The organism is Flagellimonas marinaquae, from assembly GCF_023716465.1.
In the GTDB taxonomy this organism is placed as follows: Bacteria; Bacteroidota; Bacteroidia; order Flavobacteriales; family Flavobacteriaceae; genus Flagellimonas; species Flagellimonas alginolytica.
On record NZ_CP092415.1, the window covers coordinates 2,243,688 to 2,259,083 of the forward strand.

Here is a 15,396-nt window from a genome sequence, read left to right on the forward strand (position 1 = left end):
ATGGATTTAACCCAAGGAACAGCAAAGGAAAAGAACAGGAGAGCAAAGAAGATGATGCTCTGGTTTGGTATAGTGAGTTTGATCATGGGATTTGCCGGTTGGACCAGTGCCTACATCGTGAGCAGCAAACGAGAAGATTGGGTGAGCGACCTGGATTTGCCCAGCGCCTTTTTTATAAGTACGGCTATTATTGTCTTGAGCAGTGTTACCTATGTCTTGGCAAAAAAGGCTGTAGCCAAGAACAACCAAAAAAATGGAACCATTTTCTTGGTGTTGACTTTGGCCCTTGGAATAACTTTTATATCCCTTCAGTTTTATGGATTTTCCCAAATGCTGGAGAGTGGCTATTATTTTACAGGGCCCACTAGCAATATAAAAATGTCCTATGTATTTTTGTTGGCCGCTGTGCACATTGCACATGTTGTGGCCGGACTGATAACCCTTTTAGTGGTATTGGTTCAGCAGTTAAGAAAAAAATATGCCCCGGACAATATGTTGGGAATGGAATTGGGCGCCTCATTTTGGCATTTTTTGGATTTTATCTGGGTATATCTAATTCTATTTATGTATTTCGTAAAATAAATTTTGATTGGAGCAGTTTTCATTCAAGTTTATCTTTTTCAATACATCAAAAAATGTAAATTTGTGAAAGTTTTAATAAAACGACCTTTTATATGGATGCAACGGTAAGTACCGGTACAGAAGACAGCGTTTGGGGAGGTGGCAACAAACCACTCGGCGCTAGCTATGGAAAAATGATGATGTGGTTCTTTATCATGTCGGATGCCTTGACCTTTTCCGGGTTTTTGGTAGCCTACGGATTTTCAAGGTTTAAGTTCATAGAGTTATGGCCTATTGCAGATGAGGTGTTTACCCACGTGCCATTTTTTCATGGAAATTACCCCATGTATTATGTGGCCTTTATGACTTTTATTTTGATCATGTCTTCCGTGACCATGGTTTTGGCCGTGGACGCAGGTCATAAAATGAAACAAAAAAGCGTGATCCTTTACATGTTCCTTACCATTATAGGTGGTGCAATATTTGTTGGGTCACAAGCTTGGGAATGGGCAACCTTTATAAAAGGGGATTTTGGTGCTTTGGAAACCAATTCGGGCAGGATCCTTCAGTTTGTTGATGCCGAGACGGGGGAAAGGGCCGCTTTGGCAGATTTTGCCAAGACCTTGCCGGAAGAAAGAGTAAAACACGAACCAAGTGAAGGTATCTGGTTCCAAGGTGAAGGCTATAAGACTTCTTACTCCTTGAACGAGGTAGTGGAAGGATTTAAGGCCACACCGAATATCCTGATCAGAACCGAACAATTGACCGAGGAAGGCGAAAAAACACTTTTGGATAGAAAGCAATCCCTTGCCAAAATACTGGAGGCCAACCAAGTGGTGGAAGGGGCCAATCTTGTACATAACGAATATGGTCACAGGTTGTTTGCCGATTTCTTTTTCTTTATTACAGGATTTCACGGATTCCACGTATTCTCTGGGGTCGTGATCAACATAATCATTTTCTTTAATGTAATCTTGGGCACCTATCAGCGAAGAGGGCATTACGAAATGGTAGAAAAAGTTGGTCTTTACTGGCACTTTGTGGATTTGGTATGGGTATTCGTATTTACTTTCTTTTATTTGGTATAAAAACATTCAGCATACATGGCACACGAACATAAACTTGAGATATTTAGAGGACTTTTAAAATTTAAGTCGAATACCCAAAAAATTTGGGGAGTGCTTATCTTCCTAACAATAGTTACGACCATCGAGGTTGTATTGGGTATCATCAAACCAAGATCATTGACCCATAGCTTCTTTTTGGGCATGAAGTTGATCAACTGGATATTTATAATCCTAACCTTGGTAAAGGCCTATTACATTGCATGGGACTTTATGCACCTAAGGGACGAAAAAACATCGTTAAGAAGGGTTATTGTATGGACCCCCGTATTCTTGATCTGTTATTTGATTTTTATTCTGCTTTTCGAAGCGGATTATATATACAGTGTTTATAAAGACGGGTTCATTACTTGGAACTTCTAATACAACACCATTGTTTTTAACAATTTAAAAAGACGGTTTTCCAACCGTCTTTTTTTATTTTTGCAATGATGTAACACTATGAAGAAGAAAATTGTTTTAGCCGTTCTTTTTATACTCCCGGTCGTGGTCTATTTATTTTTTGCATCGGGAGTAAATAACTTTGGGCGTTTGCCTACACTCAGCGAAAATGTGTCCGATGTCACAGCATTCGATTCCTCTGTAAAATTAAAGGGCAAAATCACCATATTGGGATTTTTGGGCCATAATATCAGCGCTAAGCAAGGAAATGCATTTAACCTCAATCAAAAAATCTACAAAAGATTTGGGGAGTTTAACGATTTTCAGATGGTAATGGTGGTTCCCGAAGGAAGCCAAGATCAAGTTGAAGCCTTAAAAGATGAATTGGGTAAACTTTCCGACATCGATAAATGGCATTTTGCCTATGGGACGGATGACGAGATTAAAACACTTTTCCAAACCTTGCAGAGCAATGTTACATTGGATGCCGACCTATTTACCCCCAACGTGTTTATAATAGATAAGGATTTAATGCTTCGGGGAAGGACCGACGATGAGGATGAAGGAATAAAATACGGTTTCGATACCTCGTCCGTAGCAGAATTGAACAATAAAATGGTGGACGATGTCAAGATTATTTTGGCAGAATACCGTTTGGCCTTAAAAAAGAACAATGCCGACAGGAACAAATAAAAAAAAGAAGCATACCTATATTTGGGTATCTGCAATTATTCTGGTCTTTGGAATATTCGCCGTTTACGAAATTACCAAGCGGGTAAAAGGTGACACTATTGTGGAGAACGATCGCATGAGTGCCAGGCTCGGAAAGGCCGAAGTAGGGTTTATAGAGAACCAGGGCGAAAAACGGAAAGTGCCCGCATTTTCTTTTTATAATCAGGATAGCGTGTTGGTAACCAATAAGGACTTTTTGGGAAAAGTCTATGTAGTCGACTTCTTCTTTACCACTTGTCCCACAATTTGCCCTGTAATGACCAAGAATTTGGTGGCGATCCAGAATACTTTTTCCGAAAGTGGGGACTTTGGTATAGCATCTTTTACCATTAACCCAAGATACGATACACCTTCCGTGTTAACGGAATATGCTGAAAAATATGGAGTTACCGATGAAGATTGGCATTTAATGACGGGCGATCAGGAAAAAATCTATCAATTGGCGCAAGAGGGCTTTTATATCTTCGCCAATGAAGACGAAGCAGCGCCTGGAGGGTTCGAGCATTCCGGCATGTTCGCCTTGGTGGACAAAAATGGGTATATTAGATCGCGTAAGGACCAATTTGGCAATCCGTTGATTTACTATCGCGGTACCATTACCGAGGAACAAGGGGAAAATTCAGACGGGGAAACCCAACAGATCACCATACTAAAAGAGGACATAAAAACACTATTGAAAGAATGACCGAGGACTTTTCATTAAAAGAAAAACGTTACAATAGATTAATTACCATAGTATCAATTGCAATACCCTTGGTGGTAGCTTTGTTGTTCGGATATAAGATACCCAATGCAAAACCCTTATCTTTTTTACCCCCGATTTATGCAAGTATAAATGGCCTAACGGCGATTTTGTTGATAGCTGCCATAATTGCCATCAAGAATGGACGCCAATTAATTCACCGTAGATTAATGATGATAAATATTGTACTGTCTGCCTTATTTTTGGTGATGTATGTGGCATATCATATGACATCGGAGACTACCATATTTGGAGGCGAGGGCCCAATCAAGTTTGTGTACTATTTTATTCTGATGACCCATATAGTTCTTTCTATATCGGTTATCCCATTGGTATTGATCACCTATTCAAAAGTGTACCTGGATGATTTTGAAAGCCACAGACAATGGGCAAAATATACATTTCCCATTTGGCTGTACGTGGCTATAACCGGTGTTTTGGTCTATGTTATGATTTCACCCTACTATCCTTATTAATATTTCCATGAAAACCAAACTACTTGTCTTACTCCTGGTTATGATCGTTTTTCCAACCGTTACAGAGGCGCAATGTGCTATGTGCAGGGCCGTAGTGGAAAGCGAATCGGATGGGAAAACGGCCGAAGCGATCAATAATGGTATTGTTTACCTTATGGCGGTTCCCTATATTTTGGTGGCAAGTCTCTTTTATTTTATCTATAGAAAAATGAGGAGTTGATTCCTCGTGCGCACGCTTTTTTTACTTGAAACTGTAACAATTGGCCTTTTTGATTGTCTTATTGATGTACCATAGGTAACTCATCAATCAAAAATAGCTGACCCATGTTCGACTTGGAAAGGTGGCAAGAGATATTTGACACCATACGAAAGAACAAACTTCGCACATTTTTAACCGGACTTTCCGTAGCCTCCGGTATTTTTATTTTGGTAATATTATTGGGTTTTGGCCAAGGTATGAGGAACGGTATCGAACACGAGTTCAAAGAGGATGCCTCTACCAGTGTTTGGGTGTGGCCCGGTGTTACCTCCAAAGAGTACAAAGGCCTAAATCCCGGAAGACGAATTCAACTGGTTAATGAAAACTATACACGGGCGAGCGCCATGTTCAAGGATGAGCTGGAGTATGGGTCCTCACGAATTTTTGTGCGCGGGGTAAGTGTCAACTACGGTAAGGAAGCATTGATCTATGGTGTCCAGGGAGTGGTGTCGGATTTTCAGTTTATAGAAAATGCGGATATGGTAGAAGGGCGGTTCATTAATTACCAAGACGAAGTTTCCAACGGCAAAGTAGCCATCATCGGCAAAAAAATCAAAACAGATGTTTTTGGAGCGGTAGATACCCCAATAGGTGAGTTTATCGATATCTCCGGTATACCTTTTAAAGTGATCGGGGTGTACAGGGAAATGGAAGATCGAGAAGAAGAACGTATCTATATCCCCATAACAACAGCTCAAAGAACTTTTAATGGAGGCAATCGGGTAAACAACATGGCATTTACCTTGCCCGCTGTCGAGAATTTTGATGAGGCAGTGGCCCAAGCGATTGATTTTAAAAACGGACTTAGTGCCTATCTGCAACAATCCCATACCATTGCTCCGGACGATACTGGCGCCTTAGAGGTATGGAGTGCTATGGAAGAGGCCAAACGATATTATGGGCTTACCAATAATATTAAACTGTTCTTTTGGTTTGTGGGCGTATGTACCATAATCGCAGGAGTAGTCGGTGTAAGCAATATCATGATGATTGTTGTAAAAGAGCGAACCCGGGAAATTGGAATTAGAAAAGCATTGGGGGCCAAACCATGGTCCATAATCGCTATGATCTTGCACGAAGCCATATTTGTAACCGCAATTTCAGGATTTGGAGGGCTTATTTTTAGTATGGCACTATTGGAAATAGTTGGGCCAAATATAGAAGTGGATTACATTTTGAATCCATCCGTAAACTTCAACGTGGCCTTTTCCACAGTGATCGTACTGATAGTCGCCGGTGCTTTGGCTGGGTTTATTCCGGCCTACAGAGCAGCAAAAGTTAAAGTAATCGAATCTCTTAGAGATGAATAATACACATTGCCTAAATGTTCAATAAAGATAGATGGCGGGAAATTATCGAGGTGCTCACCTCCAATGTGTGGCGCACCATATTCACGGCATTTGGTGTATGTTGGGGCATATTTATCCTTATAGTGCTGTTGGCTGCGGGCAAAGGCCTGGAAAATGGCATAAAACAGGATTTTGGGAACATTGCCACGAACACCATGTTTATGTGGACACGTGCCACGACCAAAGGTTATGAAGGACTCCCGAAAGGTCGAAGATTTGAATTTAAAATTGATGATGTTCAGGCCATTCGGGACAATGTTCCCGACCTCAGGTTTATTTCTCCCAGAAACCAATTGGGCGGTTTTGGGGGCAACAATAATGTGGTCCGAGGAATCCGAACAGGAGCCTATAATGTTTATGGCGATTATCCAGAAATCATCAATCAAGACCCAATGGCCGTAACCTCCGGACGCTTTTTAAATTACAACGACATCAACGAAAAAAGAAAGGTGGCCATTATAGGGCAGGGTGTAAAAAACGATCTGTATGATAAAGATGAAGATGCGATTGGCACCTATATTAAAATACAAGGGGTCAATTTTATGGTGATAGGCACTTATAAAAAAAATAATAGTGGAGGGGGCGAAGAAGGCCAAAAAGAAATATTTGTGCCCTTTACCTCCTTTTCCCAAGCATTTAATCGTGGAGAGGATGTGGGTTGGATGGCCATTACGGCAAACGATGGTAGTTCCATTTCTCAACTTAAGGACAAAATTGTAGCTGAGATGAAGAAACGCCATAAAGTACACCCCGAAGATACCCGTGCTGTGGGCTATTTTGATTTGTACGAGCAATATAATCGTGTGGAGAGCTTGTTCGGAGCATTAAAGGCTGTTGCCTACATCGTCGGAATTATGGTGTTGTTGTCCGGAATAATCGGGGTGAGCAATATTATGCTGATCGTGGTCAAAGAACGCACCAAGGAAATCGGGATACGCAGGGCTTTGGGCGAACAGCCATGGTCCATAAAAAAGCAAATTTTGATGGAATCCATATTTCTGACCCTTATTTCGGGAATGGTAGGGATTATTTTTGGTTCACTGGTCATTTTTGGAATCAATTCCCTGTTGGACAATGTAGGTCCTGTGGATATGTTTATGAGTCCCAGCGTAAGTGTGGGCGTGGTAAGCGGAGCGTTGACCATATTAATGGTCTCAGGGCTTTTGGCAGGTTTCATTCCAGCTCAGAGTGCCATACGGGTAAGGCCCATAGAAGCCTTGCGAACGGAATAAAAAGTTAAAAGAATCAATCAATAACATAAATTAAAATGAAAAAATCGGTAACCATTGTCATCTTGTTGCTCATCGTAATCGTATTCGGTGGCTCCATGTATTACCTATACCAGAAAAATGCCGAGGACCCGGTAGTATATCAGACAGAAACCCCTTCCACACAGACCATTGTAAAAAAAGCAGTGGCCACTGGCAGCATTCTTCCTTTGGAAGAAGTGTTGATCAAACCGAATATTTCCGGAGTAATAGAGGAAATATATGTTGAGGGTGGCGATTATGTAAAATCCGGAGATCTTTTGGCCAAAATTAAGGTAGTACCCAATCTCTCTGCCTTGAACGATGCCCGAAACGGAATAGATGAAGCCAAGATCAATCTGGATGATCAAAAACGAAATTACGAGCGTCAGTCCACCTTATTTGGCAAAGGCGTAATTTCTAAAACAGATCTCGAAAGAGCACAGGTTTCCTATGATCAGGCCAAACAAGCCTATGCGGCTGCCAATAAAAGGTTCGATATAGTTAAAACAGGAACCACGAGCGGTCTAAGTAGTTCGGCAAATACCATGATCCGGGCCACGGTGAGCGGAATGGTCCTGGAGGTTCCCGTAGAGGTCGGTAATCAAGTGATCGAAAGCAATACCTTTAACGAGGGGACCACAATCGCAGCAATCGCCGATGTGGATAAAATGATATTTGAAGGAAAAGTGGACGAATCCGAAGTCGGGAAAATTAAAGAGAACCTACCATTGGAAATCACTGTGGGAGCAATAGAGAACAAGGTTTTTGATGCTGTTTTGGATTATATTGCCCCTAAGGGCAAGGAGGAAAATGGTGCAATTCAGTTTGAGATCAAAGGAACCCTTAAAAAAAGCGACACAGTATTTATAAGGGCCGGCCTAAGTGCCAACGCTTCCATTATTTTGGCCAAGGCCGATAGTGTATTGGCGCTAAAAGAAGCCTTGGTACAGTTTGATGGAGACACTAAAAAACCATTTGTGGAGGTAGAAACCGCCGACCAACAATTTGAAAGGAAGGATGTGGAACTTGGTGTGAGCGATGGCATTTTTGTAGAGGTTAAGTCAGGGGTAACAGCTGCCGATAAGGTAAAAGTTTGGAACGCATTGGTAGAAGAATAAAGGGCATGGACGGGCTAAATCAAAAAAAAGTAAAAAATCCTGTAACAATTTAACAACATTTCTGTCTTACATACAGAGGTAAAAGTAAGATAGCTAACATCACCAATCATGATAGAAATCAAAGATCTTCATAAATCCTATAAAATGGGGAGCAACTCCCTTCATGTTTTAAAAGGGATAAACTTTAAAGTAGAAGAAGGGGAGCTAGTCGCCATTATGGGGTCTTCAGGATCTGGAAAATCAACTTTGTTGAACATTTTAGGAATGTTGGACGGTGCTGATTCCGGTGAGTATACCTTGGATGGTGTGCCGATCAAAAACCTGAGCGAGACCAAAGCGGCGCAATACCGGAACAAATTTTTAGGATTTATCTTCCAGTCTTTCAACTTGATCAATTATAAAAGTGCCGTAGAGAATGTAGCTCTTCCACTATACTACCAAAAAGTTCCGAGAAAAGAACGTCAGGAAAAGGCCATGAAATATTTGGAACGAGTAGGTCTAAAGCCATGGGCGGGACACTTGCCCAGCGAACTTTCCGGTGGACAAAAACAAAGAGTGGCCATTGCACGTGCCATGGCTGCCGAGCCAAAGGTACTATTGGCAGATGAGCCGACCGGAGCCTTGGACAGTAAAACTTCTTATGAGGTAATGGATCTTATCCAAAAGATCAACGATGATGGAAATACCATTCTGGTCGTTACCCACGAAGAGGATATTGCACATATGTGCAAACGTATTGTGCACCTTAAAGATGGTGTTATTGTAGAGGACAAGAAAATAGAACAAGTAAGAGCGGAGCAATATGTTTGATCGCGATATTTGGCAGGAAATATTCAATACGCTAAAAACCAATAAGCTTAGAACCTTTTTAACCGGTTTTTCGGTAGGGTGGGCCATATTTATCTTGGTTATGCTCCTGGCTTCGGTAAACGGTATGCAGAATGGGTTTGTGGGCCAGTTCAATGATGATGCCACCAACTCAATATTTGTGCGCCCCGGAACAACATCCAAAGCATACGGCGGGTTCGAGGCCGGAAGACGTATCCAGTTAAAAAATGACGACCTGGAATACATAAAGCAAAGCTTTCCAAAGGACATAGAATACATCAGTGCAAGATATTTTTCCAATACCACGGCAAGATATAAAAGCGAAACTGGTTCATATTCGGTACAGGCTACCCACCCGGATCACCAAGCCATAGAAAAAACTGTAATTGTTGCCGGTAGATATATTAATGAGGCAGACGTGGTCAATAAGGCCAAGGTTGCCGTAATCGGACGAAAAGTCGCCGAAGACCTTTTTGATAAAGAAGATCCATTGGGGAAGTTTGTGGAATTCAATGGTTTGCCGTTTAGGGTAATCGGAATTTTTACAGATGATGGTGACGATAATGCCGAAAGAAGGATCTATGCCCCGGTGAGTACATACCAACGGATCTATGGAAATACAAACCATATTAACATGATCGCCCTTACCTATAATCCAACATACGATTTGTCCAAAGCACTCGAGTTTTCAGGTAGGCTAGAGGATTTAATGAAGCGACGGCATAAAATAGATCCAGAGGACCAAGCAGGTCTATATGTTTGGAACTATGCCCAAGCTTTTGATGATATCAGCAGTTTTACCGCAGTTTTAAAAGGGATCGGTATTGGGGTCGGATTTTTAATTTTGATCGCAGGTATCGTAGGTATCGGTAATATTATGGTGTTTACCATCAAAGAACGAACCAAAGAGATAGGTGTGCGCAAAGCCCTTGGGGCAAGGCCACGTCAAATTGTGAACTTGGTGTTGTTGGAGTCCGTTTTTATCACCGCAATTTCCGGCTTTGTAGGGCTGTTGTTCGCTTGGATGATTTTGGCAGCCTTGGGCCCCATGATAGAAATACCGGCCTTTAGTAATCCATCCGTAGAGCTTTCTACCGTGGTTACCGCCACCATTATTTTGATAATCGCAGGAGTATTGGCAGGTTTGCTACCCGCCATGAAAGCTGCAAATGTTAAACCCATTGTTGCACTAAGTGATAAATAGTTATGTGGTTATTTGATAGGGACTTGTGGATAGAAATTTTTCATACACTGAGCAAAAATATGTTCAGGACCTTCCTCACCATGCTCGGCGTAATTTTCGCGATGATCATCTTGGTGCTATTGTTGGGGTCGGCCAATGGTATGAGCAATGGTTTCAATAAATTGTTTGCCGGAACAGCATCGAACAGCTTGTTCGTTTGGGGCCAATCGACCTCCGAACCCTATAAGGGTTTTGAGCGTGGCCGTAGAATCCGATATAAGATCGAAGATGCCGATATCCTTAAAAAACAGATACCGGAAATAGAGGTGCTTGCACCACGTATTGAGCTGGGAAGCCATAGGGGCATAGTTACCGTATATAGGAACGGCCAGACCAGTGGTTCCGCTGTGTACGGTGATTATCCGGAAATAGACAACATTACCAAAAAGAAATTGGTGGAAGGGCGTTTTCTTAACCAAACCGATATAGATGGCTCAAAAAAAGTATGTGTAATCGGTGAGGAGACGTACAAACTTTTGTTCGACAAGGGTGAAAATGCCATAGGGCAGGATATTCGGATCAATGGCATATATTTTTCCGTAGTAGGAATCTACAAACCGAACAATAACATCAATATTGATGGTGAGAACGCTGTATTTATTCCTTTCACCACCTTTCAAAAAGCATTTAATTCTGGAGATAGGATGGGGTGGATGGCCATAGCTGTTGAAGACAATACTCCGGTGGCATTTGTAGAAAAGCAGATAAAGGACATCCTTAAGGCAAAATATGACATACACCCGGACGATGAACGGGCCATAGGCAGTTTCGATATGTCCGAAATATTCAATAACATAACAGCTTTTACCACAGTATTGAAAGGTTTTTCATTTTTCGTGGGCATATTTACCCTATTGGCTGGGGTGATCGCCATTAGTAATATTCTTTTGATCACTGTTAAGGAACGTACACAAGAAATAGGGGTAAGGCGAGCTTTGGGAGCTACCCCAGTAATCGTAAAACGTCAGATTGTTGTGGAGGCCATAGTATTGACCGCCTTTGCAGGTCTGGTCGGATTTGCCATTTCTGTCGGGATATTATCACTGTTGGATGCGATGTTCGGCAGTGGTGACGACTTTCCGTTCGTAAAACCAATGATCAGTGTGCCACAATTTGTCATATCATTTGTTTTAATGGTGGGGCTTAGCGTGCTCATTGGATTGTTGCCGGCCAATAGAGCCGTAAAAATCAGGCCGATCGAAGCATTAAGAGAAGAATAAATCAATACAATTAAATAACGAAATCAAATAAACAAGAATGAACAAGTATGTAAAATACGCATTGATAGGGGTAGTGGTCATAGGTATTTTGGCCGCTGTAGTCTACTTTTTAAAGCAGAACAGTACTCCTGTAGAGCTGTATAAAACCGAAACAGCAGAAAAGAAGGACATTGTAAATAAAGTCATCGTAACCGGAAAAGTAATTCCTGAGGACGAGATCAATATCAAACCTCAAATTTCGGGAATTATAGATAAGATCCTTTTGGAAGAAGGTATGCGGGTAAAATCCGGTGATCTGATCGCGGTAATCAAAGTGGTTCCCAACGAACAATCCTTAAATCAAGCAGCAGGGAGGGTCCGTAATGCGGAATTGGCATTGAACAATGCCAAGTTGGAGTACGACCGTAACAAGACCTTGTTCGATAGAGGCGTGATCTCCAACCAAGATTACAACAATCTAAAGTTGACCTACGAGCAGGCCATGCAGGAATTAAAAAATGCGCAGGCCGATTATCAGATCATAAGAAAAGGTTCCGCCGGAGGTTCTGCCAGTGCAAATACCAATATTAGGGCCACCGTTTCGGGTACCATTCTTGAAATTCCCGTAAAAGAAGGTGATCAGGTAATCCAGAGCAACAATTTTAACGATGGTACCACGGTTGCCACCATTGCCGATATGAACAAAATGATCTTTGAAGGGGAAGTGGACGAGGCCGAGGTAGGAAAACTACATGTTGGAATGCCTTTGGAAATTAGCCTAGGTGCCTTGGAAGAACAAAAATTCGATGCCAAGCTCAAGTTTATAGCGCCCAAAGGCGTTGAGGAAGAAGGAGCCGTGCAATTTAAGATAGAAGGTGATCTCGACGTAAAGGAAAGCGACAGCACTTCTTATGTAAGAGCAGGATATAGTGCCAATGCATCAATAGTGCTGGAAGAAAAGAAAGATGTATTGTCCTTAAAAGAAGCTTTGTTGCAATTCGATAAAGAAACCGAAAAACCCTACGTGGAAGTAGAAGTGGGCGAAAATGAATTCGAGAGAAGGGATCTCGAGTTAGGGGTAAGCGATGGAATAGATGTCGAAATAGTTTCAGGTATTGGAGAGAATGATAAAATTAAAGTCTGGAACAAGCTTGAACGAAAATCTGACGAAGACTAAGTCATGCTGAGCCATCATTTTAACAACCAAAATCAAAAAACGAATGAAAAATAGCATAGCAATAGTTCTACTGTTGTTCACCGTAACCTTTTCCAGTGCCCAAGTTCGCAAATGGACACTACAGGAATGTGTTGAATATGCCGTAGAGAATAATTTGACCATAGAACAATTTGAATTGGATTTGGAGAATGCCCAAATTGATAGATCCGACGCTTTGGGAGATATGCTTCCGAACTTGAACGGCTCAATGTCCGCTTCGAGCAATACCGGATTTTCCATTAACCCAACCAACAACTTGCCAACGAACAGTACGGCGTTCAATGTAAATGCAGGATTTAGTTCCAACGTTACACTTTTTGATGGGTTAAGGAACATTAATAGGTTGAACAGGGCCAAGATGAATGCCATTGCCAACCAATACCGCTTGGATAATTTAAAGGATGACATACGTTTGAACGTTGCCAATGCCTACTTGCAGGTGGTTTCCAATAAAGAACAGCTCAAAACTTTTAAAGCACAGTATGCGGTCACCGAACAAGATATGAAGAGGACCAAGGAATTGGTGGAATCCGGTGTTTTGCCACGTGGGGACCTTTTGGAAATCGAGGCAACTGCGGCCAATCAGGAACAGCAGATAATCAACGGGGAAAGCTTGGTGCTGATCTCAAGGGTGAATTTGGCGCAGTTGCTACAGATAACCGATTATGAAAACTTTGATATCGCAGAAGAACAATTCGATATTCCCCCTTCGGATATTTTAAAAAATTCACCAAAGGTAATTTTTGACAAGGCCATGAGCTTTAGAAACGATATCAAGTTCTCGGAGTCGAACGTGGAATTGGCAGAACAGGACCTAAAAATTGCCAAAGGTGCTTATTTGCCAACTTTGTCCGGATTTTTCCAATATGGAACCCGGTATTCCGATGTAACCCAAATTCCAGATGGTAACGGGGTGCCTTATACTCCTAATTTTACCGATCAATTATGGATTTTTGATGGTATTAGTTATGGCGCCCAATTGAATGTTCCCATCTTTAATGGGTGGAGCGCCCGTAATAATGTGAAAAGATCTAAGATCAGCTTGGACAAAGCCAGGTTGCAATTCGAGCAGGATAAATTAGATCTGGAGAATACCATCCAACAGGCATATGTAGACGTGAACACCTTTGAGAAAGCTTACATCGCTGCCGAAAAAACACTGGAGGCCAGACGTTTGTCCTATGAGTATGCGAAAGAGCGCTACGATGTTGGTTTAATGAATGCTTTCGACTTTAGCCAAGCACAATCCAGAGTGGAAAATGCCGAGGCCAATGTAATTCGGACCAAGTACGATTATATTTTTCGATTGAAAATTTTGGAGTTTTACTTTGGTATCCCGATTTCATTAAACTAGTATCTTTGTGGCCAATATGGCCACACTATTACATTTAGAAACAGCAACTACCAATTGTTCCGTTAGCATATCCAAGAATGATGAAATCTTGGTCTTAAAAGAGAACAATGCCGCGAACTATTCGCACTCGGAGCAACTGCATATATTTATAAAAGAAGCCTTGGAAGAGGCTTCTTTGTCTTTTTCCGACCTGGATGCCGTTGCGGTTAGCAAGGGCCCCGGCTCCTATACCGGACTCCGAATAGGCGTATCTGCCGCAAAGGGTATCTGTTTTTCGGTGGATATTCCACTTATTTCTATTCCCACCTTACAAAGTATGGCCAATCAGGTTGATGTAAAGCCGGGCGAGTTGGTAATCCCCGTTCTCGATGCAAGACGAATGGAAGTTTACTCTTGCGTTTTTGACAACAACGACCAAGAAATCAGGGAAACTAGGGCAGAGATTATCGACGAGGATTCTTTTTCGGAGTTCGTTACTGCGCAAAAAGTATATGTTGTGGGCAGTGGTGCCGAAAAAATAAAGGGTGTTTTGCAACACCCCAATTTTACTTTTGATACTACAGTAATACCTTCATCCAAGGATATGGTCGAAATGGCATTCAAAAAATTTGAAGCCGAACAGTTTGAGGATGTCGCCTATTTTGAGCCGTATTATCTCAAGGATTTTGTTCTCCAGCAAAAAAAGAAGAAAACTACTTGATTAATCTTCCAGTGCTTTGTGCATCACGCGTTGTGGGAACGGGATTTCGATGCCTGCCTCATCAAAACGGAGTTTGGTTTGCTCGATCACATAAAAATGTGCTGCCCAAAATACATCATTGTTGGCCCAGAAGCGTAGGCTTAGATCTACAGAACTATCGCCCAGGTTGCCAACATAGACCTCTGGAGCAGGTTCAGTATTGATATTTGGATTGTCGGCACATATTTGCAGCAGAATTTCCTTGGCCTGTTTAATATTGGAGCCATAACCGATGCCGACATCAAATTTGTCCCTGCGTGTATCTTCCATATTGTAGTTCACCACGTTTCCATTGGATAACTGCCCGTTCGGGATGATCGCAATTTGGTTGCCAAAAGTACTAAGCTTGGTGTTGAAGATGGATATTTCCTTTACAGTACCGTCCACCCCTTGGGCCGAAATAAAATCACCGACCTTAAAAGGTTTAAAGATCAATATAAGCACCCCCCCGGCAAAATTGGCCAGTGATCCTTGTAGGGCCAAGCCGATGGCAAGACCTGCCGCACCTACCAATGCGACCAAGGATGAGGTTTTTACCCCCAACTGTGTCACCACTAAAACAAAAACCAATGCTTTTAGGATAAGACTGATAAAACTCTGTAGAAAAGATTCCAAGGTTTCATCGTAATCCTTTTTGGCAAAAAAGCGGCGTACCATATTGTTCACCAGTCGTATAAACCAAAGTCCGATAAAAAAGATAACGATCGCCGTGATCAAGTTGGGTAAAATGCTTAAAGACCATTCAACGGCCTGATCTACGTAATGCTCGTAATTTTCTAATTGTTTCATATTGTTTTTTTAGTTGTGGTCAACCTAATCAATATC

At 41.8% G+C, this 15,396-nt stretch carries 17 protein-coding genes; 16 read left to right on the top strand and 1 reads right to left on the bottom strand.

What is annotated here, in order from left to right:
* The 16 genes from MJO53_RS10060 (at position 1) to tsaB (ending at position 14,532) form a co-directional block, all read left to right on the top strand.
* Positions 1-582: a cytochrome c oxidase subunit 3 gene (locus tag MJO53_RS10060; RefSeq protein WP_224835440.1), complete on the top strand. Its 582-nt coding sequence runs from the start codon at positions 1-3 to the stop codon at positions 580-582.
* 92 nt (positions 583-674) lie between these two features.
* A complete protein-coding gene (locus tag MJO53_RS10065) occupies positions 675-1,649 on the top strand; it encodes a cytochrome c oxidase subunit 3 (RefSeq protein WP_252078994.1) in 975 nt (324 codons plus the stop codon).
* Between the two features lie 15 nt (positions 1,650-1,664).
* Complete coding sequence (locus tag MJO53_RS10070) at positions 1,665-2,048, top strand: cytochrome C oxidase subunit IV family protein (protein WP_224835438.1); 384 nt, start codon at positions 1,665-1,667, stop codon at positions 2,046-2,048.
* A gap of 78 nt (positions 2,049-2,126) precedes the next feature.
* A complete protein-coding gene (locus MJO53_RS10075; protein WP_252078995.1) occupies positions 2,127-2,759 on the top strand; it encodes a hypothetical protein in 633 nt (210 codons plus the stop codon).
* Complete coding sequence (locus MJO53_RS10080) at positions 2,740-3,483, top strand: SCO family protein (protein WP_252078996.1); 744 nt, start codon at positions 2,740-2,742, stop codon at positions 3,481-3,483. Before MJO53_RS10075 ends, MJO53_RS10080 begins: the two co-directional genes overlap by 20 nt.
* Positions 3,480-4,016 carry a DUF420 domain-containing protein gene (locus tag MJO53_RS10085; protein ID WP_224835435.1) on the top strand — a complete coding sequence of 179 codons (537 nt, stop codon included), beginning with the start codon at positions 3,480-3,482 and terminating at the stop codon, positions 4,014-4,016. Before MJO53_RS10080 ends, MJO53_RS10085 begins: the two co-directional genes overlap by 4 nt.
* A gap of 7 nt (positions 4,017-4,023) precedes the next feature.
* Positions 4,024-4,236 carry a hypothetical protein gene (locus MJO53_RS10090; RefSeq protein WP_224835434.1) on the top strand — a complete coding sequence of 71 codons (213 nt, stop codon included), beginning with the start codon at positions 4,024-4,026 and terminating at the stop codon, positions 4,234-4,236.
* A gap of 104 nt (positions 4,237-4,340) precedes the next feature.
* Positions 4,341-5,585: an ABC transporter permease gene (locus MJO53_RS10095; protein WP_252078997.1), complete on the top strand. Its 1,245-nt coding sequence runs from the start codon at positions 4,341-4,343 to the stop codon at positions 5,583-5,585.
* Positions 5,586-5,599: 14 nt separating this feature from the next.
* Entirely contained in the window at positions 5,600-6,856 is a 1,257-nt protein-coding gene (locus tag MJO53_RS10100; RefSeq protein ID WP_224835432.1) for an ABC transporter permease, read from the top strand.
* A gap of 35 nt (positions 6,857-6,891) precedes the next feature.
* Positions 6,892-7,992: an efflux RND transporter periplasmic adaptor subunit gene (locus tag MJO53_RS10105; RefSeq protein ID WP_252078998.1), complete on the top strand. Its 1,101-nt coding sequence runs from the start codon at positions 6,892-6,894 to the stop codon at positions 7,990-7,992.
* 108 nt (positions 7,993-8,100) lie between these two features.
* Positions 8,101-8,802 (top strand): ABC transporter ATP-binding protein, encoded by a 702-nt coding sequence (locus MJO53_RS10110; RefSeq protein ID WP_224835430.1) that lies wholly within the window; start codon positions 8,101-8,103, stop codon positions 8,800-8,802.
* Complete coding sequence (locus MJO53_RS10115) at positions 8,795-10,024, top strand: ABC transporter permease (protein ID WP_252078999.1); 1,230 nt, start codon at positions 8,795-8,797, stop codon at positions 10,022-10,024. The genes MJO53_RS10110 and MJO53_RS10115 overlap by 8 nt, the downstream gene beginning before the upstream one ends.
* Positions 10,025-10,083: 59 nt before the next feature.
* Positions 10,084-11,283 (top strand): ABC transporter permease, encoded by a 1,200-nt coding sequence (locus tag MJO53_RS10120; protein WP_262902805.1) that lies wholly within the window; start codon positions 10,084-10,086, stop codon positions 11,281-11,283.
* Positions 11,284-11,320: 37 nt separating this feature from the next.
* Complete coding sequence (locus MJO53_RS10125; protein ID WP_224835427.1) at positions 11,321-12,439, top strand: efflux RND transporter periplasmic adaptor subunit; 1,119 nt, start codon at positions 11,321-11,323, stop codon at positions 12,437-12,439.
* A gap of 43 nt (positions 12,440-12,482) precedes the next feature.
* Positions 12,483-13,832 carry a TolC family protein gene (locus tag MJO53_RS10130; protein ID WP_224835426.1) on the top strand — a complete coding sequence of 450 codons (1,350 nt, stop codon included), beginning with the start codon at positions 12,483-12,485 and terminating at the stop codon, positions 13,830-13,832.
* A 16-nt stretch (positions 13,833-13,848) separates the two neighbouring features.
* Positions 13,849-14,532 carry a tRNA (adenosine(37)-N6)-threonylcarbamoyltransferase complex dimerization subunit type 1 TsaB gene (gene tsaB, locus MJO53_RS10135; protein WP_252079000.1) on the top strand — a complete coding sequence of 228 codons (684 nt, stop codon included), beginning with the start codon at positions 13,849-13,851 and terminating at the stop codon, positions 14,530-14,532.
* On the opposite strand, the gene MJO53_RS10140 is transcribed toward tsaB, so the two are convergent.
* Positions 14,533-15,360 (bottom strand): mechanosensitive ion channel family protein, encoded by an 828-nt coding sequence (locus MJO53_RS10140; protein ID WP_224835424.1) that lies wholly within the window; start codon positions 15,358-15,360, stop codon positions 14,533-14,535.
* Positions 15,361-15,396 lie beyond the last annotated feature (36 nt).

Excerpts from the sequence above, each read along its gene's own strand:
- MJO53_RS10060 (WP_224835440.1), top strand. The coding sequence starts at position 1 with ATGGATTTAACCCAAGGAACAGCAAAGGAAAAGAACAGGAGAGCAAAG.
- MJO53_RS10065 (WP_252078994.1), top strand. The coding sequence starts at position 675 with ATGGATGCAACGGTAAGTACCGGTACAGAAGACAGCGTTTGGGGAGGT.
- MJO53_RS10070 (WP_224835438.1), top strand. The coding sequence starts at position 1,665 with ATGGCACACGAACATAAACTTGAGATATTTAGAGGACTTTTAAAATTT.
- MJO53_RS10075 (WP_252078995.1), top strand. The coding sequence starts at position 2,127 with ATGAAGAAGAAAATTGTTTTAGCCGTTCTTTTTATACTCCCGGTCGTG.
- MJO53_RS10080 (WP_252078996.1), top strand. The coding sequence starts at position 2,740 with ATGCCGACAGGAACAAATAAAAAAAAGAAGCATACCTATATTTGGGTA.
- MJO53_RS10085 (WP_224835435.1), top strand. The coding sequence starts at position 3,480 with ATGACCGAGGACTTTTCATTAAAAGAAAAACGTTACAATAGATTAATT.
- MJO53_RS10090 (WP_224835434.1), top strand. The coding sequence starts at position 4,024 with ATGAAAACCAAACTACTTGTCTTACTCCTGGTTATGATCGTTTTTCCA.
- MJO53_RS10095 (WP_252078997.1), top strand. The coding sequence starts at position 4,341 with ATGTTCGACTTGGAAAGGTGGCAAGAGATATTTGACACCATACGAAAG.
- MJO53_RS10100 (WP_224835432.1), top strand. The coding sequence starts at position 5,600 with ATGTTCAATAAAGATAGATGGCGGGAAATTATCGAGGTGCTCACCTCC.
- MJO53_RS10105 (WP_252078998.1), top strand. The coding sequence starts at position 6,892 with ATGAAAAAATCGGTAACCATTGTCATCTTGTTGCTCATCGTAATCGTA.
- MJO53_RS10110 (WP_224835430.1), top strand. The coding sequence starts at position 8,101 with ATGATAGAAATCAAAGATCTTCATAAATCCTATAAAATGGGGAGCAAC.
- MJO53_RS10115 (WP_252078999.1), top strand. The coding sequence starts at position 8,795 with ATGTTTGATCGCGATATTTGGCAGGAAATATTCAATACGCTAAAAACC.
- MJO53_RS10120 (WP_262902805.1), top strand. The coding sequence starts at position 10,084 with ATGTTCAGGACCTTCCTCACCATGCTCGGCGTAATTTTCGCGATGATC.
- MJO53_RS10125 (WP_224835427.1), top strand. The coding sequence starts at position 11,321 with ATGAACAAGTATGTAAAATACGCATTGATAGGGGTAGTGGTCATAGGT.
- MJO53_RS10130 (WP_224835426.1), top strand. The coding sequence starts at position 12,483 with ATGAAAAATAGCATAGCAATAGTTCTACTGTTGTTCACCGTAACCTTT.
- tsaB (WP_252079000.1), top strand. The coding sequence starts at position 13,849 with ATGGCCACACTATTACATTTAGAAACAGCAACTACCAATTGTTCCGTT.
- MJO53_RS10140 (WP_224835424.1), bottom strand. The coding sequence starts at position 15,360 with ATGAAACAATTAGAAAATTACGAGCATTACGTAGATCAGGCCGTTGAA.